Genomic DNA, 22,076 nt, shown 5'->3' with positions numbered 1-22,076 from the left:
AGTGGTGTCAGCGCTGCAGAGCGGTCAGGCCCGGCAGTTCCTTGCCTTCAAGGTATTCCAGGCTCGCGCCGCCACCGGTCGAAATGTGGCTGAAGCTCGACTCGTCAAAGCCGAGGCCGCGGACGGCCGCGGCCGAATCACCGCCGCCAACCACCGTGAGCGCACCCGCCGACGTTGCATCAGCGAGTGCCTGGGCCACAGCTTTGGTACCGGCCGCGAAGGCATCGAACTCGAACACGCCCATTGGCCCGTTCCAGAAAACTGTGCGCGCCTGGCCAATGTGGCGGGCGAAGGCAACGCCCGACTCGGAACCGATATCCAGTCCCAGTCCCGCCGCGCCGTATTGCCCTGATTCCATGGCTTCGGCGGGCCGTGTCTCATGGCCGGCGTCGGCCGCAAACTTCTCCGCAACCACGATGTCGGTAGGTAACACGAATTCGGTGCCGGCCTCCTCGGCGCGGGCGAGGTAGCCACGTACGGTGTCGAGCTGGTCCTTCTCAAGCAGGCTCGCACCGACAGAGTGTCCCTGCGCAGCGAGGAAAGTGAAGACCATGCCGCCGCCGATCAACAACCGGTCCGCTGTGCCGATGAGGTTTTCGATGACGGCAAGTTTGTCTGAAACTTTCGAACCACCGAGCACGACGACGAAGGGCCGCTCCGGTTCCACGGTCAGGCGCTGCAGAACATCCACTTCGGCCTTCACGAGGTCGCCCTGGTAGGCAGGCAGACGCGATGCGATGTCATACACGCTCGCGTGCTTCCGGTGTACCGCGCCGAAGGCGTCGTCCACGTAGGCGCCGTTGGTACCCGTCAACTGCACGAGTTCGTCTGCGAACGCTGCCCGCTCGGAATCGTCCTTGCTTGTCTCACGTGAATCGAAACGGACGTTCTCCAGAACCAGTACGGCTCCCTCGGACAGGCTGGAGGCACGCGAGCGCGCGCTCTCACCGGTGACATCATCGGCGAAGGCCACGTCGAAGTCCGCCAGCTCAGCCAACCGGTCCACCGCAGGCTTCAGCGAATACTTCTCTTCGGGTGCGCCTTTGGGACGGCCAAGGTGCGCCATGACGATCACCGCCGCGCCGGCCTCGGTCAGCCTGCGCAGAACCGGCAGCGAGGCCCTGATCCGGCCGTCGTCGGTCACACGCAGGTTGGGAAGGCTGCCATCGAGCGGCACGTTCAGGTCCGATCGGACCAGTACGCGCCGCCCGCGCACGCCAACTTTTAGCAGATCATCCAGCGATGAATAGCTCACAGTGTCCCTAGGAGAGCTTCGCCGCGACGATTTCGGTGAGATCAACGAGGCGGTTCGAGTAGCCCCACTCGTTGTCATACCAGCCGACCACCTTGACCTGGTTGCCGATGACCTTGGTCAGGCCGGAGTCAAAAATGCACGATGCCGGATCCGTCACGATGTCCGAGGAGACGATGGGCGCCTCCGTGTAGGAGAGGTAGCCCTTGAGCGAGCCGTCGGCTGCCGCCGCCTTGTAGGCCGCGTTCACTTCCTCTGCAGACACTTCGCGGCCGACAGTGACAGTGAGGTCGGTCGCCGATCCGGTGGGAACCGGTACGCGGATCGCGTAGCCGTCAAGCTTGCCCTTCAGTTCGGGCAGCACGAGGCCGATCGCTTTGGCGGCACCAGTGGAAGTAGGCACCATGTTGATGGCTGCTGCACGGGCGCGGCGGAGATCCTTATGCGGTCCGTCCTGAAGGTTCTGGTCCGCCGTGTAGGCGTGGACGGTTGTCATCAGACCGTGCTCGATGCCGAAGGCGTCATTGAGCACCTTCGCCAGGGGGCCCAGGCAGTTGGTGGTGCAGGAGGCGTTGGAGATGATGTGGTGGTTCTCGGGATCGTACTGGGCGTCGTTGACCCCCAGTACAACTGTGAGGTCCTCGTCCGAGGCGGGAGCGGAGATGAGAACCTTTTTGGCGCCGGCGTCGATGTGCTTGCGGGCGTCGGAGGCCTTGGTGAAGAACCCGGTGGACTCGATGACGATGTCCACACCGAGATCCGCCCACGGAAGGTTAGCAGGATCCCTCTCGGCCAGCACCTTGATGGTCTTGCCGTCCACCACGAGGGCGCCGTCCGAAACTTCGACGCTGACTCCGAGGCGGCCGGTGACGGAGTCGTACTTCAGCAGGTGAGCGAGCGTCTCAGGACTGGTGAGGTCATTGACGGCAACGATTTCGAGATCGGCGCCCTGTTCGAGGGCCGCGCGGAAGTAGTTGCGCCCAATGCGCCCGAAGCCATTGATTCCAATACGGGTAGTCACTGTATCTATCTCCTTGCTAGGGGTTGCTGCCGGCGGCTGTTGCCCAGGAGGTAGAGCCTGCCCGGCGACTGAAATGTCTTGCACCGCACTGTGCGCGTTGTGAAATCGTTCGTTCCCGTGTACTAGCCGCTCGAGGACCGGCCACTGCACTCCATGTTACGCACCGGCGCCCTTTCCCGCCGGGTTGGCGGGAAAGGTTACGCGCGGCGGGAATCAATCAGGACAGGGTAATCAGACCCGATGCGTTGGCGCGGGCACCTTCGAAGCGGCGGGCAACATCTGCCCAGTTGACGATATTCCAGAATGCCTTGACGTAGTCCGCCTTGACGTTCACGTAATCGAGGTAGAACGCGTGCTCCCACATGTCCAGCATGAGCAGCGGCGTGGTCCCGACGGGAACGTTGCCCTGCTGATCGTAGAGCTGTTCGATGACGAGGTTTCCGCCGATGGGTTCCCAGGCAAGCAACGCCCAACCTGAACCCTGAAGGCTCAGTGCGGCTGCGTTGAAGTGTCCGCGGAACGCGTCGAACGAACCAAACGCATCATCGATTGCGGCTGCGAGCTCGCCCTCGGGCTTGTCGCCGCCGTCCGGCGAGAGATTGTTCCAGAAAACGGAGTGGTTGATGTGTCCGCCGGTGTGGAAAGCAAGATCCTTGGACAGTTTGGGAACATTAGCGAAGTCCCCCTTCTGACGAGCCTCGGCGAGCTGTGCAAGGGCATCATTGGCACCCTTCACGTACGCTGCATGGTGCTTGCTGTGGTGAAGCTCCATGATCCGCGCCGAGATATGCGGTTCAAGCGCCGCGTAATCGTAGTTGAGTTCGGGCAGTACGTATTCGCTCACGAAATCCTCCAGGTCCTGTAGTCCGGGCAGAAGCCCGGTTGTTGCGGTTCTCCAGGCTAGGCCCCGCACCTTTGCCGGCGCGCGGGAGGCCCTTGAACTTCCATCCTATGCACGTATTCAGTCATCCAACATGTCGGCGGTCACATTGGCCTCGGTTCCGGGGATTCCGAGATCGATGGCGCGCTTGTCAGCCATTGCGAGCAAACGGCGGATACGCCCGGCGATGGCGTCCTTGGTCATCGGGGGATCCGCGATCCGGCCCAACTCGTCAAGGCTCGCCTGTTTGTGGCCGACACGAAGCTCGCCTGCGTACTTCAGGTGATCGGGCACTTCCTCGCCCAGGATCTCCAGCGCGCGCTCGACCCGCGCTCCGGCCGCCACTGCTGCCTGCGCAGACCGCCGCAGATTGGCGTCGTCGAAGTTGGCCAGACGGTTGGCTGTGGCCCGGACCTCCTTTCGCATCCTCCGTTCCTCCCACACCATCAGGGCATCATGGGCGCCCATGCGGGTAAGGAGGACGGCGATCGTGTCGCCATCCCGGATGACCACGCGGTCCACCCCGCGGACCTCCCGCGCTTTTGCTGCTATTCCGAGCCGGCGCGCGGCACCGACGAGTGCGAGTGCTGACTCCGGTCCGGGACAGGTGACCTCCAGGGCCGACGACCGGCCCGGCTCGGTCAGCGAACCATGGGCAAGGAACGCACCGCGCCACACTGCCTCGGCATCAGCAGCCGAACCGTTGACGACGGCGGACGGCAGTCCCCGCACCGGCCTCCCCCGGCTGTCGAGCAGTCCGGTTTGCCGGGCAAGTGATTCACCGTCCCGAACGACGCGAACAACATAGCGGTTTCCCCGCCTCAGACCGTTCCCCGAGACGACGATGATCTCGCTGGTATGCCCGTAAACGTCAGCGATGGCCGTGCGCAGCCTGCGCGCAGTCGATGCGAGGTCCACTTCCGCCTCGATTACGATCCGCCCGGAAATGATGTGCAGGCCGCCGGCAAAACGCAGGAGTGCGGAAACCTCAGCCTTGCGTACCGACGATTTCTTGACGTCGAGGTGCGAGAGTTCCTCTTTCACATCCGCGGTCAGCGCCACAGACACCCTCCTAGAATTCGCCGAACATGTCGTGGTAGGCCGTTGCCAGGCGCAACGCGTCATGGACCGGTCCGCCGCTTGAAGACCCTACTTTACCCAAGAACGCCCGGCCGCCCATCTCTGCTACAGCGGCTTCGAACTCGCCGCGGTCGGCAACCACCGAAGGGTCCGCGATGACGGCGTCGATGCGGAAGTCGGGCGCGTAACGCCTGATCACCGCGAGGTGATCGACAGCGCTCATTCCGAGAGTTTCCTTGGTGTCGTTGGTTAGATTCATCGTCAGGCAACGCCGAGCAGTAGTGGTGCAGAGTGCATCCCGCAGCTCGGGCAGAAGGAGGTGTGGAAGCACGGAGGTGTACCAGGATCCCGGTCCGAGGATGACCCAATCGGCCAACTCGATCGCGTTGAGTGCATCAACGCAAGCCGGAGCGTCCTCGGGAAGCAGGCGCACCTTGCTGACGTTCCCGGAACTTCCCGCCATGGCGAGTTGTGCCTGCCCGGACACTCTCCGGAGCCGCAGGCCGCCGTCAACCTCTGTCAACACATCGCCCTCGATAGTCAGCGGCACGCTGGCCATCGGCAGCACACGTCCACGCGCGCCGAGGAGCGCTCCTGCCCACTGAAGGCCCGCGACGGGGTCGCCGAGCAGCTCCCACAGCGTGACGATGAGGAGATTGCCGAGTGCGTGGTTGTCGAGCGAACCCTCTACTCCATCCCGGGATGCAAATCGGTGCTGCATCACATCCCGCCAGGTCCTCCCCCAGTCGGTGTCATCACAGAGCGCTGCCAAGGCCATCCGGAGGTCCCCGGGCGGGAGGACACCAAGTTCGCGGCGCAGCCGTCCGGAGGAGCCGCCGTCATCCGCTACGGTCACTACAGCAGTGAGCTCAGATGTGAGGAGCCGCAGCGCCGACAGCGACGCCGACAATCCGTGGCCGCCGCCCAGGGCGACGACGGACGGAGCGCTCTCCTGGAATCCTATGCCGGAGCGCACGGCCGACGTGGCGGGAATCAGCGGCAGCGATCCGGTGAGGACCGCCACTATTCCCGCCCGAGGTCTCGGTGGTGTGCGGTCACCTGTACGCGGGGCAATTGCGCAAGCCGCTGCGCAATCTCCTCGGTCACCGCAACAGAGCGGTGCTTGCCGCCTGTGCAGCCGACAGCAATCGTGGCATAGTGCTTATTCTCGCGGCGATAGCCCTCGAGGACGGGCTCGAGGGCGTTCACGTACCGGTCTATGAACTCGGCCGCGCCGTTCGCCTCGAGGACATAATCCCGGACAGGTTCATCCATGCCGGTCTGCGGCCGGAGTACGGGCACCCAGTGCGGGTTCGGGATGAAGCGGACATCCGCGACGAAGTTGGCGTCGACAGGCAAACCGTACTTGAAGCCAAAGCTCATGACGTTCAACCGCAGGACGATCGGACCTGAGTCCGAGAACAGTTCAGTGATGGTGGTTGCGAGTGCGTGCACGTTCAGCTGGGTGGTGTCCACCACGAGATCCGATGCGTGCTTGAGTTCCTGCAGCACCTCCCGTTCCGCCGAGATGCCGTCCAGGATACGGCCGTCCCCCTGGAGGGGATGCGGCCGCCGTCCCTGCTCGAAACGCCGCACCAGGGTGTTGTCTGCTGCATCGAGAAACAGGACCCGGTAGGTGATCCCCGCCGTCCGGAGCGCTGCCAGGGACCCCTGCACGTTCTGGAACAGTTCCTTGCTCCGGACGTCGATGACGACCGCGAGCTTCGGTATGGACTCCGGTGTACGGGACACGATCTCGGTGAGGGTGCTCAGCATCTGCGGCGGAAGGTTCTCCACGACGTACCAGCCGTGGTCTTCCAGCGCGTTTGCCGCCGTACTGCGGCCGGCACCGGACATGCCCGTAACCACGAGCAGTTCGGATTCGGCAGGTTTGACCGGCGTTAGACCGTCAGTCTGGTTCATATGTTCGTTTTCCGTCCCACCATCACACGCAAAGGTGCGCCAGCCTCAGGGCCGGCGTCCACATCTACCCTAACTAAGAATCGAGTATTTCGCCGGTCGCCATGTTCACGGCAGCGACGGGCGTCCTGTCCACCCCTTCGCCGCTTCCGGGCGCGAGCTGATGCCGGATCACAGCGGCCAACGCAGGCCCGACGCCCTGCACCGCCTGCAGTTCCTCCACACTTGCCGACCTGAGTTTGCGGACCGAGCCGAAGTGCTTCAACAGGGCGCGCCGTTTCGCAGGCCCGAGCCCGGGCACCTCGTCCAATACCGACACCGTCATTGATTTTCCACGCTTCTGGCGGTGGTACGCCAGCGCAAACCGGTGGGCCTCATCGCGGATGCGCTGGAGGAGGAACAATCCCTCCGAAGCGCGCGGCAGGATGACAGGAAAGTCCCCCTCAGGCAGCCAGACCTCTTCAAGCCGCTTCGCGAGGCCGATGACGAAGACGTCGTCGATTCCAAGGTCTGCCAGCGCACGTGCGGCCGCTCGCACCTGTGGCTGGCCGCCGTCCACCACCACGAGGTTGGGCGGGTAGGCGAACTTCTGGCGTGTTGGCGCTTTCGGATCCGCGGGCACCGGGCTGCCGCCGTCGTCGTCCTTGTATCCGTCTTCATTTCCGTCTCCGGGCAGGGAATCCAGCGGGTTACTCTCGGCAAGATAGTTGCGGAATCTGCGCGAGATGACGTCATACATGGACGAGGTGTCATCGCGTGCGGCGTCCCCGGTGATGGAGAACCTGCGGTAGTCGGACTTGCGGGGCAGTCCGTCCTCAACCACGACCATCGACGCCACCACATTGGTGCCCTGGACATGCGAGATATCGAAGCATTCGATCCGCATCAGCGGCATGGGCAGATCCAGCGCTTCCTGCAACTCCTGCAGGGCAGCAGACCGCGTGGTGATGTCGCCGGCACGGCGGCTCTTGTGAAGCCTGAGGGAGTCGGCGGCGTTCTGCCTGACCGTACCGAGCAGAGTGGCCTTGTCCCCCCGCTGCGGCACCCGGATATCCACGCGGGCTCCACGGAGCTGGTACAGCCATTCACGTATCTGTTCCTCGTTACTCGGCATTTCCGGAACGAGTACTTCGCGGGGAATCCGGTTGTTGCTGCTGTTACCCTCGCCGTACACCTGCTGCAGGAGGTGCTCAACGAGGTCTGCGGTGGTCATGTCCTCCACCTTTTCCACCATCCATCCGCGCTGACCGCGGATCCTTCCGCCGCGTACGTGGAAAACCTGGGCTGCGGCTTCGAGTTCATCCTCGGCGAGGGCGAACACGTCGGCGTCCGTGTCTTCACTGAGTACGACGGTGTTGCGTTCGAAGACCCTCTTCAACGCGGCGATGTCATCGCGGACACGTGCGGCCGACTCATAATCGAGTTCGGCAACCGCCGCGGACATCTTCTGTTCGAGCTCACGGATGAAGCGTCCAGCCTGTCCGGACATGAAGTCGCAGAACTGTACCGCGAGCTCGCGGTGGTCTTCCGGTGAGATGCGTCCCACACAGGGGGCGGAACACTTGTCGATGTAACCCAGCAGACACGGCCGGCCCGAGCGTTCTGCTCGCTTGAAGACGCCGCTGCTGCACGTGCGCACAGGAAAGACGCGGAGCAGGGTGTCGACCGTCTCGCGGATCGCTTTCGCCGGGTAGAAGGGACCGAAGTAGCGGGTGTCCTTGCGCCGGTCACCGCGCATGACCTGCACTCGAGGGTACTTTTCCCCCAACGTGACCGCCAGGTAGGGGTAGGACTTGTCATCCCGGAACATCACGTTGAAGCGCGGGTTGAATTCCTTGATCCAGGTGTACTCCAGCTGGAGCGCCTCAAGCTCACTGCCGACGACCGTCCACTCAACACTTGACGCAGTGTGCACCATGGCCCGGGTGCGCGGCATCAACCCCTGGGGATTCGAGAAATAGGAGTTAAGCCTGGAGCGAAGGTTCTTCGCCTTGCCGACGTAGACTACCCGCCGATGCTGGTCGCGAAACCGATACACCCCTGGATCCTGCGGGATCTCGCCGGCTTTCGGGCGGTACGTTGCTGGATCTGCCACCCGAATATCCTACCGGCGTGCCGCTACTGAGCTGTCGGCTACCGAGCCGTCGGTGCCGGAGCGTGTTCGGGCAGCCGGGCGTCATTCGGCCGGACCTACGTTGTAACCGGCGGCCCTGGCCTGGCCGGTCAGCACCGCTATGGCGTCCATGATCGTATCGGTGGCCTGCCTGCGTGCAGGCAGGGAGTGGTCCGGGCCTGTCCGCTCGAAATACAGCGGCTTGCCGATCTTCATGGTGAAGTGTTGTGGACGGATCCAGCGGCTGCCCGCCGGCTGGAGCCGATCCGTACCGAGCAGCCCCACCGGCACCACCGGCGCACCGGTGGTGAGCGCGAGCCACCCCACGCCGGTCCTCCCCCGGTACAGCAGTCCATCGCGGGATCGTGTCCCTTCCGGGTAAATGCCGACGCCGTCTCCCGCCTCCAGCATGCCGAGCAGGGTCTTGAGCGCCTGGACGCTTGCTGCCTGTTGGCCCCGCTGGACGGGAATCGATCCGACTCCCTCAAAGAACGAGCGCATCAGCGCGCCTTTCATGCCGGTGCCTGTGAAGTACTCCGCTTTGGCGAAGAACGCCACGGGACGCGGCATGAGGGCCTGCACCAGGACGCTGTCGAGAAATGACAGGTGGTTGGGGGCGACGATGAACCCACCCCCGGGCGGTACGTTCTCAAGTCCTTGGACGGTGGGCCGGCACAAACCGGCGATCAGGCCGCGGGTGCTGCTGCGCGTGAGGTCATAGACGCCCACGGGTCACCGCCCGGGCCGGCTCCGCGTACGCAAGGATGTGTTCGAGCAGACTGCCCGCCGTGGACACGATCGCGGCGGGCCCGGCTGCCTCAAACTCCCGTTCGCTGCCGAATCCCCACGCGACGGCGATGCAGTCCAAGCCGTTAGCTGCTGCGCCTTCAATGTCATGCACGCGGTCACCGACCATAAGCGCACGGTCGAAGTTGCCCTGATGCCTGGCGAGTGCCTCCGCAATGATGGTTCGCTTGCCGTCCAGCGCAGCGGCCGCCAGCTCGTTGTCCGGTGAGCCGTGGATGGACGCGAAAAGGTTTGCCATTTCCTGGACTTCGAGGAGCTCGCGGGCAAGCGTTTCGGGTTTCTGCGTGGCGACGGCTACCAGATGCCCGCGGTTTAGGAGTTCCGCGACCGCATCCGCTACGCCCGGATACGGCCTGCTCTGCGCCATTCCGTGGGCGCGATAGGCGGCGCGATAGAGAGAAATCACCTCGTCCACGCGGTTCTCGGGGACCTTCGCTATGTCAACGAGCGAGCGCACCAGCGCCGGCCCGACCATCCGACGCATATCCGCCGGGCCAGGCACCGGCAGGCCGAGCTTACCCAGCGCCCCGGCGATCCCACCGGTGATTGCGCCCTCCGGGTCCACCAGCGTGCCGTCCAGGTCAAACAGAACGAGCAGGCGCGTATTCTTCACGGGGCAAGTTTCCCATAACGGCACCTCTGCCCGGAAATTGCATTCCTCATTCGGCATATGGTCAGGCGTTCAGAACCTCCGCCAGGAACTTGCCGGTGTAGCTCACCTCCGCGACAGCGACCTGTTCCGGGGTTCCCGTGGCGATGATTTCACCACCGCCGGACCCACCGTCCGGGCCGAGGTCGATCACCCAGTCCGCACTCTTGATCACGTCGAGGTTGTGTTCAATGGTGATGACGGTGTTTCCCTTGTCCACAAGCCCCTGCAGGACCTGCAGCAACTTGCGGATGTCCTCGAAGTGCAGCCCTGTCGTGGGTTCATCGAGGACATAAACGCTGCGTCCATTCGAGCGCTTCTGCAGCTCGCTGGCCAGCTTCACGCGTTGGGCTTCACCACCGGAGAGGGTTGTGGCGGGCTGCCCGAGGCGGACATATCCCAGACCGACATCCACCAGGGTGGTGAGGTGGCGCGCTATCGGGGTGAAGGCTGCGAAGAACTCCGCTGCTTCCTCGATCGGCATGTCCAGCACATCGGCGATCGTCTTGCCCTTGTAGTGAACCTCAAGTGTTTCCCTGTTGTACCGCGCGCCCTGGCACACCTCGCAGGGCACGTAGACATCGGGCAGGAAGTTCATTTCGATCTTCAGCGTGCCGTCCCCCGAGCACGCCTCACACCGGCCGCCCTTGACGTTGAAGGAGAACCTGCCCGGCAGATAGCCGCGGACCTTCGCCTCCGTTGTCTCGGCGAACAGCTTTCGGATGTTGTCGAAGACCCCGGTGTAGGTAGCGGGATTCGAGCGCGGGGTCCTGCCGATGGGGCCCTGATCAACGTGGATGACCTTGTCCAGGTGTTGCAGCCCATCGATTCTGCGGTGGCGTCCGGCCACCTGCTTTGCGCCGTTGAGTTTGTTGGCAAGCACCTTGTACAGGATCTCGTTCACGAGCGTGGACTTGCCCGACCCGCTGACGCCGGTCACCGCGGTCAGAACTCCCAGGGGGAAGGTCGCATCCACGCCCTTCAGGTTATGTTCGCGGGCGCCCACAACTTTGAGTTGGCGGGAGCGGTCAATCTTGCGGCGTTTGGCCGGCATCTCGATCTTCCGCCGCCCTGAAAGATAGTCGCCGGTGATGGACCTCTCGTTCAGGAGGAGATCCTCGAGAGAGCCGGAGTGGACAACCTCCCCGCCGTGTTCCCCTGCGCCCGGTCCGATGTCGACGATCCAGTCTGCCTCGTTGATGGTGTCTTCATCGTGTTCCACCACGATCAACGTGTTGCCCAGGTTACGCAGCCGGGTCAGGGTTTCGATGAGACGCCGGTTGTCCCGCTGGTGGAGGCCGATGGAGGGTTCATCAAGGACGTACAGCACGCCCACCAGACCGGAGCCGATCTGGGTGGCAAGGCGGATCCGCTGCGCCTCGCCGCCCGAGAGGGTTCCTGCTGCCCGTTCAAGGTTCAGGTATTCGAGCCCGACATCGAGCAGGAACCGCAGCCGCGCCTGGATCTCCTTGAGGACCTGGGAGGCAATCTGCGCCTCGCGCCCCGTGAGGACGAGGTTATTCAGGAAGTCACTGCACTCGCGCATAGGCAGAGCGGCTACTTCGGCGATGGACCGCCCGTTGATCAGTACGGACAGCGATGCCGGATTGAGGCGTGCTCCACCGCATTCCGGGCAGGGAATCTGCCGCATGTATTCCTCGTAGCGGTCCCGCGCGTAGTCGGACTCCGTCTCGAGGTGCTTGCGGTGGATGTACTGGACAGCGCCCTCGAAGCCCGTGCTGTACTTCCGCTCGCGGCCGAAACGGTTGCGGTACTGCACCACTACCTTGTGGTCCTTGCCATACAGAGCGGCGTCCCGGGCATGCGCCGGCAGCTTCTTCCAGGGGGTGTCCATGGAGAAGTCGAGTTCCTTGGACAGTCCCTCGAGCAGGCGTGTCCAGTACTCGAGCGTTGCTGTACCCAGTGCCCATGGGGCGATGGCTCCCTCGCCGAGGGCGAGGTCCGGGTTGGGAACGACGAGCTCTTCATCCACCTCGAGTTTGGTGCCGATGCCGGTGCACGCGGGGCACGCGCCGAAAGGATTGTTGAAGGAGAACGACCGTGGCTCGATCTCGTCGATCGCAAGTGGGTGCTCGTTGGGACATGCCAGATTCTCCGAAAAGGCGCGCAGCCGGAGCGGGTCCCCGGACTCCAGGTCAACGAAGTCAGCCAGTACGCGCCCCTCGGCGAGGTTGAGCGCCGTTTCAATTGAATCGGTGAGCCGTTGCCGGACACCACCCTTGATGACCAGGCGGTCGACAACCACCTCGATGGTGTGTTTGAACTGCTTGCCCAGTTTGGGCGGATCAGTCAGCTGAACAAGATCTCCGTCCACGCGAGCACGGGAATAACCCCTTGCAGCCAGGTCCTGGAAGAGATCGACGAACTCACCTTTACGGCCGCGCACCACGGGCGCGAGGACCTGAAAACGGGTACCCTCGTCCAGCTCCATGAGCTGGTCGACAATCTGCTGCGGCGTCTGCTTGATGACGGCCTCGCCGCATACCGGGCAGTGCGGCCTGCCGACGCGGGCCCATAGCAGCCGCATGTAATCGTAAATCTCTGTAATGGTACCGACGGTGGACCGCGGGTTCTTGCTCGTGGACTTCTGGTCGATCGATACCGCGGGTGAGAGGCCCTCGATGAAATCCACGTCAGGCTTGTCCACCTGCCCGAGGAACTGCCGGGCGTAGGCGGAGAGCGACTCGACGTAGCGGCGCTGTCCCTCGGCAAAGATGGTGTCGAAAGCCAGGGAAGACTTGCCGGAGCCGGAGAGTCCGGTGAAGACGATCATCGCGTCCCGCGGCAGGTCCAGATCGACGTTGCGCAGGTTGTGTTCCCTTGCACCCTTGACAATGAGCCGCGAAAGATCCTGGGGCAGCTTGTCAGGGTTGGAGAGACCGGAATCCACGGAGGTTGCTATAGACACCATTACACTTTAGGGGAAACGCCGTTCGAAGACATATTCGAACGCGGGTTTTCGCGGCGTGTCGGGCTGAATGTTCACCGACGGCGCAGAGCCGCACGCAGGTAGGAGACTGCTTCTTCCTCCGTAAGCCCATTCGCCTTGATGAGCCTGGCATATTCCGCGGCTCCCTCCGCGGCCTTGCGCCGTGCTTCATCCCCCGCGGCCGCCACCACCGTACCGGCGCGCGAACGGGTGACGACAATGCGTGCCTGTTCCAGTTCGCGGTACGCGCGGGCCACGGTGTTGACAGCTACACCCAGATGACCGGCAAGGGTACGGACAGGAGGAAGTCGTGTACCCACCGGGAGCGAGCCGTCATTTGCAGCGTCCAGGATCTGTACTCGCAACTGCTCGTACGGCGGCACAGAGCTGGCCGGATCGATCCGCAGCCACGCCGATATATCAGAATTCACGGTGCGCGCTCCTGGACGACAGTGGAAGGGTGCTCACATTCTGCCACGCGGTGTGCAGCATCACCATCGGCACTAGGGTTGGACCATGTATGACCTCACCGACGTGACCATCCGTTCCTGCTCAGTCAGCGAAATGGACAACAACGTCTACCTCATTACCGCGAAGACCACCGGCGCCCAGGTTCTCATCGACGCAGCCGACGACGCTCCGGCCATCGAACGCCTGCTTGCCGACGGCGCTCAGGACACCGGCGTCCCCGCCAAGCTCGCCCTTGTCATCACCACGCACTCGCACTGGGATCATGTGCGTGCGCTGGCAGAGGTTGTACGTGCCACAGGAGCCCGAACTGCTGCCGGCGCCGACGATGTTGATGACATCGCAGTCCCCACCGACGTCCCACTCGCCCATGGTGATGTGGGCACCTTTGACGGCTTCACCCTGGAAGCAATCTCGCTACGCGGACACACTCCCGGGTCCATCGCGCTGGCGTACCGGGACCCGAGCGGTCCCGTGCACCTGTTCACCGGCGATTCCCTCTTCCCGGGCGGCGTTGGGAACACGGGCGGAGACGCGCAGCGTTTCGAGTCCCTTTACTCCGACGTGGTTGAGCGCATCTTCAACACGTTCGACGACGATACGATCGTGCATCCCGGTCATGGGAAGCCGACCACCCTCGGTGCGGAGCGGCCGTCCCTCGCCCAGTGGCGTTCACGCGGCTGGTGAGATGCCAGTGCTCGATCTGGTGCCCACAGCGAAGATCCGCCTGAACGCAAGCAGCGTGCCGCCGTCCGGCTCCGGCGGGTACGCCGCGGAAAGCATTGCGGCGTAGGTGCGCTCAAACTCTGCTGCGTCAGCAGCCGGAAGGGCTGCAAGAATCGGCCGCAGCCCGGTGCCGCGCACCCATTCCAGCACCGGATCCGCTCCGGTGAGCAGATGCTGGTAGGTGGTCTCCCAGATATCGGCCTCCAAACCGGCCCCGCGCAGGAGCCGGTGGTAGTCCTCCGGTGGGCTGACGACGTCGTCGTGCCTCAGGATAGAGCCCAGTTGCTGACACCAGCGCTCGGACTCCGCCAGCCTGCGCATCAGCACGTGGGAGGGCGCCGAGAAGTTGCCCGGAACCTGGAACGCCAGGCAGGCTCGCTCCTCAAGTGCGGCGGCCCACCGCGCCAGCAACGTCTGATGATCGGGCACCCACTGCAGGACGGCGTTGGAAACGACGACGTCGGTGCCCGCCTCCGGCGTCCAGTCCCGGACATCTCCCGGCACAAACGCGAGGTTGGCCGGGGTGTCTTCCAGACTCCGGGCTCGCTCGACCATCTCAGGAGACGAATCGATGCCGAGCACCTCTGCCTCCGGCCATCTGCGTGCGAGAACGACGGTGAGTTCACCTGGCCCGCAGCCCAGGTCGACGATCCTCCTTGGAGCCGGGTGGTCGATGCGGCCGACCAGGTCGAAGAACGGGCGCGCCCGGTGATCGGAAAAGGCGGCGTACTGTGCGGGGTCCCAGCGCATCGGCCAAGCATATCGCGGGCCCTCAACGGATAGGCTGGGAGGACATGAACATCCAGGAGCACCTCCCCCAGATCGAGCGCCCAGGCACACCCGACGCTGACGCCGTGTACACGGCCTTCCATTCGTGGTCCGCGAGCACCGGGCTCACCCTGTATCCCGCACAGGACGAGGCCGTTCTTGAGCTCATATCGGGCAACAACGTAATCCTCGCGACCCCCACGGGATCCGGAAAGTCGCTGGTGGCCGTCGCCGCGCATTTCCACGCTGTCGCTGAAGGGCGCAGGAGCTACTACACAGCGCCTATCAAAGCGCTGGTCTCGGAGAAGTTCTTTGCGCTGTGCGCCATCTTCGGGGCCGAGAATGTCGGCATGGTGACCGGTGATTCCGCAGTGAACCAGGACGCTCCAATCATCTGTTGCACCGCGGAGATCCTCGCGAACATTGCCCTGCGTGAGGGCGCTAGGGCCGATGTCGGCACCGTCGTCATGGACGAGTTTCACTTCTACGCTGATCCTCAGCGCGGCTGGGCCTGGCAGGTTTCGCTGCTTGAGCTGCCGCAGGCGCAATTCCTCCTGATGTCCGCGACTCTCGGCGACGTCGAGCGCTTTGAGAAAGACCTGACGGAACGTACCGGCCGTTCAACGGTTCTTGTCAGCTCCGGTGACCGGCCGATCCCACTCAACTTCTACTACTCTGAAGACCCCCTCCAGGAAGCGCTCGAGGAATTACTCTCAACCCACCAGGCCCCCGTGTACGTAGTGCACTTCAGCCAGGCGGAAGCCATCGAGCGCGCGCAAAATCTGATGAGCATCAACGTGTGCACGCGCGAGGAGAAAGACAGGATCGCGGCGCTCATTGCCAGCTTCCGGTTCTCTTCCGGATTCGGCAAAACGCTGAACCGGCTGGTACGCCACGGAATCGGCGTGCACCACGCCGGCATGCTGCCGAAGTACCGGCGCCTGGTGGAGCAGCTTGCCCAGGCCGGCCTGCTGAAGGTGATCTGCGGTACCGACACCCTGGGTGTAGGCATCAACGTGCCGATCCGAACCGTCATGCTGACCGCCCTCAGCAAATACGACGGCGTCCGCACCCGACCACTCAACGTACGCGAATTCCACCAGATCGCCGGCCGTGCGGGGCGTGCCGGCTATGACACGTCCGGCACGGTGGTGGTTCAGGCGCCGGATCACGTCGTGGAGAACACCAAAGCCATGGCGAAGGCGGTCGCGAAGTTCGGTGACGACCAGAAAAAGCTGCGTCAGGTGGTGCGCAAGAAGCCGCCGCAGGGGTTCGTGTCCTGGGGCAAACCCACCTACGACCGCCTGGTCGAGGGCACTCCGGAGCCGCTGGCCTCCAGCTTTGCCGTCAGCCACTCGATGCTGCTCAACCTGCTTGAACGCCCCGGCGATCCCCTCCATGCCGTCCAGAACCTGCTGCGGAACAACCACGAACCGCAGGCGCGGCAGTTCGCCCACCTCCGGCGGGCAATCAGCATCTATCGGGAGTTGGTGACCGCGGGCATCGTTGAGCGGCTTGCCGAACCGGATGAGGAAGGCAGGACGGTGCGGCTGCGGGTCCATCTGCAGGCCAACTTCGCACTGAATCAGCCGCTGTCCCCGTTCGCGCTCGCAAGTCTTGAGCTCCTCGACCCGGAGAGTCCTGCCTATGCGCTTGACGTCGTCTCCGTGATCGAAGCCACCCTCGAAAAGCCGCGACAGGTACTCAGCGCCCAGGAAAAGAAGGCACGCGGCGAAGCTGTCGCCGCCATGAAGGCGGACGGCCTCGACTACGACCAGCGGATGGCCCGGCTTGAGGAGATTTCGTATCCACAGCCGCTGGCTGAGCTCCTGCAGCACGCCTTCGACACCTACCGTTCAGGTGCTCCATGGCTCGGCGATTTCGAGCTCACGCCCAAATCCGTGGTGCGGGATATGTACGAGCGGGCCATGAACTTCGGCGAGTACGTTGCGTTCTACTCCCTCGCGCGGTCGGAGGGAATCCTCCTGCGATACCTTGCCGACTGCTTCAAGGCACTGCGCCAGACAGTCCCGCGGGACGCCCTCCGGGAAGACCTGACCGACATCATCGAATGGCTCGGCGAAATGATCCGTCAGGTGGACTCGAGCCTGCTTGACGAATGGGAGCAGTTGGCGGCCGGCGCTGCCTCGTCCGATACCGGAACTGTCGATCTGCCGCCGGAGCCGGATTCGGTCACGTCGAATGAGCGTGCATTCCGGGTAATGGTGCGCAACGAGATGTTCCAGCGCGTTCAGCTGTTCGCTGACGAGGATGAGGAAGCACTCGGCCGGCTGGACGAGTCATCGGGCTGGAACGCGGCGCGCTGGGCCGAGGCCATGGACGGATACTTCGACGCCCATGATGACATCGACGACGGCCCGAACGCACGCGGTCCGGCGCTGCTCATCATCAAGCAATTTCCAAACCGCTGGGAAGTACGGCAGATTTTCAAGGACCCGGCCGGCGACCAGGACTGGGGCATCAACGCGGTGGTGGATCTGGCAGCCTCCGACGACGCCGGCTTCCCCGTTCTCGCCATCACGTCGGTTGGCGGTCCCTGATCCTACTAGGCTTGGAAACCATGACTCCCATCCGCGAAGCACGCCGGGACGACGTGCCCACCATCCTGCAACTGATCCACGACCTCGCGGTCTATGAAAAGGAACCGGACGCCGTGCGCAACACGGTGGAAGGGCTCGAGGAAGCCCTCTTCGGTCCCAACCCGCGAATCTTCGCCCATATCGCTGAGGACGACAGCGGTGTTCAGGGATTCGCTCTCTGGTTCCTGAATTACTCCACGTGGGAAGGTGTCCACGGCATCTACCTCGAGGATCTTTATGTTCGCCCGGAAGCCCGGGGTTCGGGTTACGGGAAGGCACTGCTCCAGACGCTCGCGGGCATTGCTGCCGAACGGGGCTATGCCCGGGTGGAATGGTCAGTGCTCAACTGGAATGAACCGTCCATCCAGTTCTACCGGAGCCTCGGTGCCCAGGCGCAGGACGAGTGGTCAACCTTCAGGCTGACAGGAGCACCGCTGGCCGCCTTCGCTGGAACCGGCGCGTGAGCTCCGCGGCGCACCACACCGGACCGACGCACGTAATGCGCGGTGTCCGAAGCACCGCCCACCGTTTCCGGGTTCCGCTCGACCACAAGGATCCAGCTGGAGAGCACATCTCCCTCTTTGCCCGGGAATACAGTTCCACGGACCACTCCGACGCCGACGCTGCCCGGCTTCCCTGGCTGCTGTTCCTGCAGGGCGGGCCCGGTGTGCGCGGCAACCGCACCACGCAGCTGTCCGGATGGATGAAGGCAGCCGCCAGGGACTTCCGGATCCTGATGCTGGACCAGCGGGGCACGGGCTTCTCCACGCCGGCCGATTCGGTGACCCTGCCGCAACGTGGCACCCCTGCTGAGCAGGCCGCGTACCTGCGGCATTTCCGTGCTGATTCCATCGTCGCCGACGCTGAGCTGATGCGTGCCGCGCTGGGCTCGGCGCCGTGGACAGTGTTCGGGCAAAGCTTCGGCGGATTCTGCACACTCTCCTACCTTTCCCTGGCGCCCGAGGGAATGGACCGTGCCCTGATCACCGGCGGGCTGGCGCCCCTTGCAGGGCCTCCGGAGGGCGTCTACCGCTCAACTTTCAGGCGGGTGGCGGCGCGCAATGCCGAATACTTCACCCGCTACCCCGAGGACAGGGCAGCCGTCACGCGCATTATGCGGCACCTGGATCGGGTGGAGGAGTTCCTGCCCACCGGTGAGCGCCTGACTCCGCAGCGTTTCCAGATGGTCGGCTCATTCCTGGGTGGTAACACGCGGGTCGATGCGCTGCACTATTTGCTGGAGGATGCCTTCGCTGATGCTTCCGGCGCGGATCGCCTCTCCCCCGTCTTCCTCGACCAGCTCCCGGCGGTCGTGAGCAGGCGCTCGAATCCGCTCTATGCGCTCCTCCACGAATCCATCTACTGTCAGGGCGAGGCCTCCAACTGGGCTGCCCTGCGCGTGCTGGCGCAATTTCCCGAGTTTGCACCCGATGCCCCTGACCCACTGCTCACCGGAGAGATGGTCTACCCCTGGTACTTCGATGAGGACCCTTCATTGGTTCCGCTGAAGGAAACGGCTGAGCTGATCGCCGCTGTGGACGATTGGGGCCCGCTGTACGACGTGCAGCAGCTGGCCGCCAATACCGTTCCGGCTGCCGCAGCAGTCTATAGCGACGACATCTACGTGGACCGGGACTTATCCCTTGAGACAGCAGTCTCGGTCCGGGGCCTGCAGGTGTGGGAGACCGCTGACTTCCACCACGACGGAATTTCCGACGACGGCGATGCCATCTTCTCGCGCCTGCTCGCGATGACCCGCACGGCCTAGAGTCTCCTTCAACGCCGAAGGCGCCGGTCCTGCACAGCAGGACCGGCGCCTTTCGCGCTGCTACTCAGCCGCGCTGTTGTTAAGCTGCGTTCAGGACTCCGGACCGCCGGTGCGCGCCCGCTCGGCGTCGGCAGCGAGTTCCGCGTCGAGCTTTGCACGCTTGCCGGCCGGGCTTAGCAGGCTCGCAATGACGGCGATGACGATTGTCGCGACAATGAATGCCAGTGAAACGAACGTCGGAATCACGGGAGCCCATTCAATTTGCTGGCCGCCGTTGATGAACGGCAGTTCATTTTCATGCATCGCGTGCAGGATCAATTTCACGCCAATGAAGGCAAGGATGATCGAGAGCGCGTGCTTGAGGAAGACCAGGCGGGTCATCAGACCGCCCAGCAGGAAGTAGAGCTGGCGCAGCCCCATCAGCGCGAAGAGGTTCGCCGTGAACACGATGAACGCGCTTTCGGTCAGTCCGAAGATGGCAGGGATGGAATCCACCGCGAACAGCAGGTCGGTCAGGCCGATTGTGATGAACACGATCAGCATGGGGGTAAAGACCTTCTTGCCGTCCACCACGGTGCGGATCTTGCCGCCGTCGTAGTGCTCGGACATGGGAAGCACACCGCGCAGCTTGGTGATGAGCTTGTTCTCTTTGTCCTCTTCCTCCTCGCCCGAATCCTTTGCCTGGTGGTAGGCGGTCCATAGGAGGAAGGCACCGAAGATGTAGAAGATCCAGGAGAAGTTGCTGATCAGCGCAGCGCCGAGCAGAATGAAAATTCCACGCAGGATCAGCGCGATGATGATGCCCACCATCAGCACTTCCTGCTGGTATTTCCTCGGTACGGAGAACCTCGCCATGATGATGATGAAAACGAAGAGGTTATCGATGCTCAGGCTGTACTCGGTTACCCAGCCTGCGACGAATTGACCTCCGTATTCAGGGCCTGTGACAGCAAACATGACGGCCGCAAAGACCAGTGCAAGCCCCACATAGAACGCAACCCAGAGGCCGGCCTCCTTCATGGAGGGCTCGTGCGGACGCTTCACGACGAGAAGAAGGTCCAGCAGGAGGATTATTCCCAGGACGACAAAGGTGCCTATTTCAAAGGCAAGGGGCAGTTCAAGCACAAGGGTCCCTTTCGAAGGTACAACGGAATTTCGCAAGTCTCTCCGTCGCAACCAAGTGTGCGACCGCTACGCCCGGCCGGCCGTCGTCGGCCTGCGTGTTGACGTTCGTAGCGCGAAAGGATACTCCCCTACGTTCCTTCCATCGTACCCGCGTTCGGAACGGAAGGGGAACGTGGAGCGGCTCAGGGATGGTGCGCGGCCAGGACCGCAACGTGCGCCACAATCCCCGGCTCGGTCCAGTAGTCACTGTGGCTGCGTACGATTCCATCGGCGCGCGGGTCCGGCAGTTCACGGTTGGCGGCGTGCGGAATGGGAAACCCGACCGGGTCGGTATCCCGCCAGAAATTGGTCCAGGTCCGTGTGCCGTCCGCAACGTCGGCGAGCAGTTCCGGTGAAAAGGTACGAGGGAAGAACGCTGCGTACACGGACCCGATGGGCGAGCCGGACGTGACGAGGTGCGGATGCGCTTCCGCCATCCGTGAGCGGGCTACGAGCCACGCGCAGAGCACCGATCCTTGGCTGTGCGCCACGAGCACCACCTCGTCCGCGGAGTGGCGGTTCGTCAGTTCGGCGATACCTGCAACGGCCGCGTCCCGGTAGGACGATCCCGCCAGCGGGTGGTCGCGGACGGGCCAGAAGCCTGCGACGTCGGCAATCTTGCCCAGTACCTCCCGCAGGGTCCGGAGCTGCCCGAGCAAGACCACCAGCACCACCACCGCCCCGGCGATCTGCAGCAGCAGGATGGCCAGAGCCAGCCACGGGCCGCCGAGCCTGCCCTCGCCGAGGGCAACCGCCGTCGTCATCGTTATCAGTGCCAGTACCACGGCGAACGGGAGGATCCGGGGCAGCAGTCGCGGTGCCGCTGCACAGACATCATGCCACCAGCGCCCGCGCGCGGCCTTACCGCGGGTCACCGGCGGCAGCCCCAGCCCCCGCTCCATGGCCAGCACGACGGCGGTAGCCACCAGCGCAGCCGCCGCGGCGATAAGCGCGAGGAACGGGAAGAGATCGAGTCGGCTGTCCCCGGGATCGACCGGATTGTCGTAGGAAAGCAGGATGCCGGAATGCGGTTGGGGCACACGAACCCGGCCAAACAGGCCGGTGATGTAGCCGAGCAGGTTGTCGAGGAGCATGCGGACAAGCGCAGTGACCGCGTGCATGAGGGGTAGGGACACGGCAAGCAGGACGCCCGCAGCAGCAAGCGGGGCGTTGGGACTGCTGCCGTTGTGAATACCGGCGTTGCTGCGGATGGCCAGCACCAGAGCCACGAGAAACCCGATGGCGATACTGAGTGCTATCCACAGGGCCATCGCGTCGAGCCGCGAGGCACCCCCCGGTATGGGGGTGGAGGGCCATCCCCGGTGGAGAAGCTGGGCCGGCGGCGCGACGCTCAGCAGGACACCGCTGCAGACCACGACTGCCGCATGAGCCAGCGGCAGTAATTGGCGGCGATGTTGCTCAGACTGCGCCATCACCACGGTCCGGTACCGGTACGTCAACCACGCGGTGAGCAGGCAGGCAGCGATTAGCGGGACCGCTCGCAGCGTAGGCGGCGGAAGGCTCACGTAGCGCAGGACGGTCTCGCCGAGCACGATCAGCCAGGCAAGCTGCGACAAGGTGAGAATTACTGCGATTACCCCGACGAGTGTTCGCAGAAGTGCGGCCCGCGCAGCACCGGCGCCGGCCGGTTCCATCCGTCCGGCCACGTTCGCCATCGTGAAAGGGAACGCGAGATACCACAGGAAGCCTGCTTGTTTCCTGCGGGAACGCGACCAGTTGACGATGCGCAGCCGGTGGTTCGGCAGCGGAGGCGGCGTGGCAACCTGGACCCACGCATTCAGCGGCTTCTGAACGGGCAGCCCGAGACTGGTGTAGTACTCATGATCCCCGATGCCGTGGACCCGGATCTCAGTAAATGACCCACTGCCGGCGCCGCCCTGTTCCGGCAT

18 protein-coding genes are annotated in these 22,076 nt (G+C 63.8%); 4 read left to right on the top strand and 14 right to left on the bottom strand.

The window, feature by feature from the left end:
* Positions 1-7: 7 nt before the first annotated feature.
* From ACZ2GY_RS08495 to ACZ2GY_RS08445, 11 genes are all read right to left on the bottom strand, one after another.
* Complete coding sequence (locus ACZ2GY_RS08495; protein WP_471673503.1) at positions 8-1,255, bottom strand: phosphoglycerate kinase; 1,248 nt, start codon at positions 1,253-1,255, stop codon at positions 8-10.
* Positions 1,256-1,262: 7 nt separating this feature from the next.
* On the bottom strand, positions 1,263-2,273 hold the full coding sequence (gene gap / locus ACZ2GY_RS08490) for a type I glyceraldehyde-3-phosphate dehydrogenase (RefSeq protein WP_277357185.1): 1,011 nt from the start codon (positions 2,271-2,273) through the stop codon (positions 1,263-1,265).
* A 217-nt stretch (positions 2,274-2,490) separates the two neighbouring features.
* Positions 2,491-3,117 (bottom strand): superoxide dismutase, encoded by a 627-nt coding sequence (locus tag ACZ2GY_RS08485; protein ID WP_056547556.1) that lies wholly within the window; start codon positions 3,115-3,117, stop codon positions 2,491-2,493.
* A gap of 117 nt (positions 3,118-3,234) precedes the next feature.
* A complete protein-coding gene (gene whiA / locus ACZ2GY_RS08480; RefSeq protein WP_056547553.1) occupies positions 3,235-4,215 on the bottom strand; it encodes a DNA-binding protein WhiA in 981 nt (326 codons plus the stop codon).
* A 10-nt stretch (positions 4,216-4,225) separates the two neighbouring features.
* The gene (locus ACZ2GY_RS08475) at positions 4,226-5,257 is read right to left on the bottom strand and encodes a gluconeogenesis factor YvcK family protein (RefSeq protein WP_277357186.1); all 1,032 of its coding nucleotides are present in this window, start codon (positions 5,255-5,257) and stop codon (positions 4,226-4,228) included.
* Positions 5,257-6,156, bottom strand: a complete 900-nt coding sequence (rapZ, locus tag ACZ2GY_RS08470) for an RNase adapter RapZ (protein WP_277357187.1) — start codon at positions 6,154-6,156, stop codon at positions 5,257-5,259. Before rapZ ends, ACZ2GY_RS08475 begins: the two co-directional genes overlap by 1 nt.
* A 73-nt stretch (positions 6,157-6,229) precedes the next feature.
* Positions 6,230-8,248: an excinuclease ABC subunit UvrC gene (uvrC, locus tag ACZ2GY_RS08465; protein WP_277357188.1), complete on the bottom strand. Its 2,019-nt coding sequence runs from the start codon at positions 8,246-8,248 to the stop codon at positions 6,230-6,232.
* Between the two features lie 81 nt (positions 8,249-8,329).
* Positions 8,330-8,995, bottom strand: a complete 666-nt coding sequence (locus ACZ2GY_RS08460; RefSeq protein WP_471673502.1) for a lysophospholipid acyltransferase family protein — start codon at positions 8,993-8,995, stop codon at positions 8,330-8,332.
* Entirely contained in the window at positions 8,982-9,686 is a 705-nt protein-coding gene (locus ACZ2GY_RS08455) for an HAD hydrolase-like protein (RefSeq protein ID WP_471673501.1), read from the bottom strand. The genes ACZ2GY_RS08460 and ACZ2GY_RS08455 overlap by 14 nt, the downstream gene beginning before the upstream one ends.
* A gap of 61 nt (positions 9,687-9,747) precedes the next feature.
* Positions 9,748-12,654 carry an excinuclease ABC subunit UvrA gene (uvrA, locus tag ACZ2GY_RS08450; protein WP_471673500.1) on the bottom strand — a complete coding sequence of 969 codons (2,907 nt, stop codon included), beginning with the start codon at positions 12,652-12,654 and terminating at the stop codon, positions 9,748-9,750.
* A 71-nt stretch (positions 12,655-12,725) separates the two neighbouring features.
* Positions 12,726-13,103, bottom strand: a complete 378-nt coding sequence (locus tag ACZ2GY_RS08445; protein ID WP_471673499.1) for a GntR family transcriptional regulator — start codon at positions 13,101-13,103, stop codon at positions 12,726-12,728.
* A gap of 85 nt (positions 13,104-13,188) precedes the next feature.
* Here ACZ2GY_RS08445 and ACZ2GY_RS08440 point away from each other — a divergent pair, with 85 nt between their 5' ends.
* Entirely contained in the window at positions 13,189-13,827 is a 639-nt protein-coding gene (locus tag ACZ2GY_RS08440) for an MBL fold metallo-hydrolase (RefSeq protein WP_471673498.1), read from the top strand.
* Here ACZ2GY_RS08440 and ACZ2GY_RS08435 read toward each other — a convergent pair.
* A complete protein-coding gene (locus tag ACZ2GY_RS08435) occupies positions 13,813-14,616 on the bottom strand; it encodes a trans-aconitate 2-methyltransferase (RefSeq protein ID WP_346028291.1) in 804 nt (267 codons plus the stop codon). The two genes, ACZ2GY_RS08440 and ACZ2GY_RS08435, sit on opposite strands and share 15 nt — an antisense overlap.
* A 44-nt stretch (positions 14,617-14,660) precedes the next feature.
* Here ACZ2GY_RS08435 and ACZ2GY_RS08430 point away from each other — a divergent pair, with 44 nt between their 5' ends.
* From ACZ2GY_RS08430 to ACZ2GY_RS08420, 3 genes are read left to right on the top strand one after another with little or no spacing between them, the layout of a single operon-like run.
* A complete protein-coding gene (locus ACZ2GY_RS08430; RefSeq protein WP_471673497.1) occupies positions 14,661-17,195 on the top strand; it encodes a DEAD/DEAH box helicase in 2,535 nt (844 codons plus the stop codon).
* A gap of 20 nt (positions 17,196-17,215) precedes the next feature.
* A complete protein-coding gene (locus ACZ2GY_RS08425; protein WP_277357196.1) occupies positions 17,216-17,698 on the top strand; it encodes a GNAT family N-acetyltransferase in 483 nt (160 codons plus the stop codon).
* A gap of 35 nt (positions 17,699-17,733) precedes the next feature.
* Complete coding sequence (locus ACZ2GY_RS08420; RefSeq protein WP_471673574.1) at positions 17,734-19,002, top strand: alpha/beta fold hydrolase; 1,269 nt, start codon at positions 17,734-17,736, stop codon at positions 19,000-19,002.
* Between the two features lie 90 nt (positions 19,003-19,092).
* On the opposite strand, the gene ACZ2GY_RS08415 is transcribed toward ACZ2GY_RS08420, so the two are convergent.
* A complete protein-coding gene (locus ACZ2GY_RS08415; protein ID WP_471673496.1) occupies positions 19,093-20,127 on the bottom strand; it encodes a TerC family protein in 1,035 nt (344 codons plus the stop codon).
* 182 nt (positions 20,128-20,309) lie between these two features.
* The gene (locus tag ACZ2GY_RS08410; RefSeq protein WP_346028294.1) at positions 20,310-22,076 is read right to left on the bottom strand and encodes a hypothetical protein; all 1,767 of its coding nucleotides are present in this window, start codon (positions 22,074-22,076) and stop codon (positions 20,310-20,312) included.

Source organism: Arthrobacter sp. KKT183 (assembly GCF_055657625.1).
The sequence above is the reverse complement of the archived record's forward strand: the minus strand, read 5'-3'. Positions and strand labels throughout refer to the sequence as shown.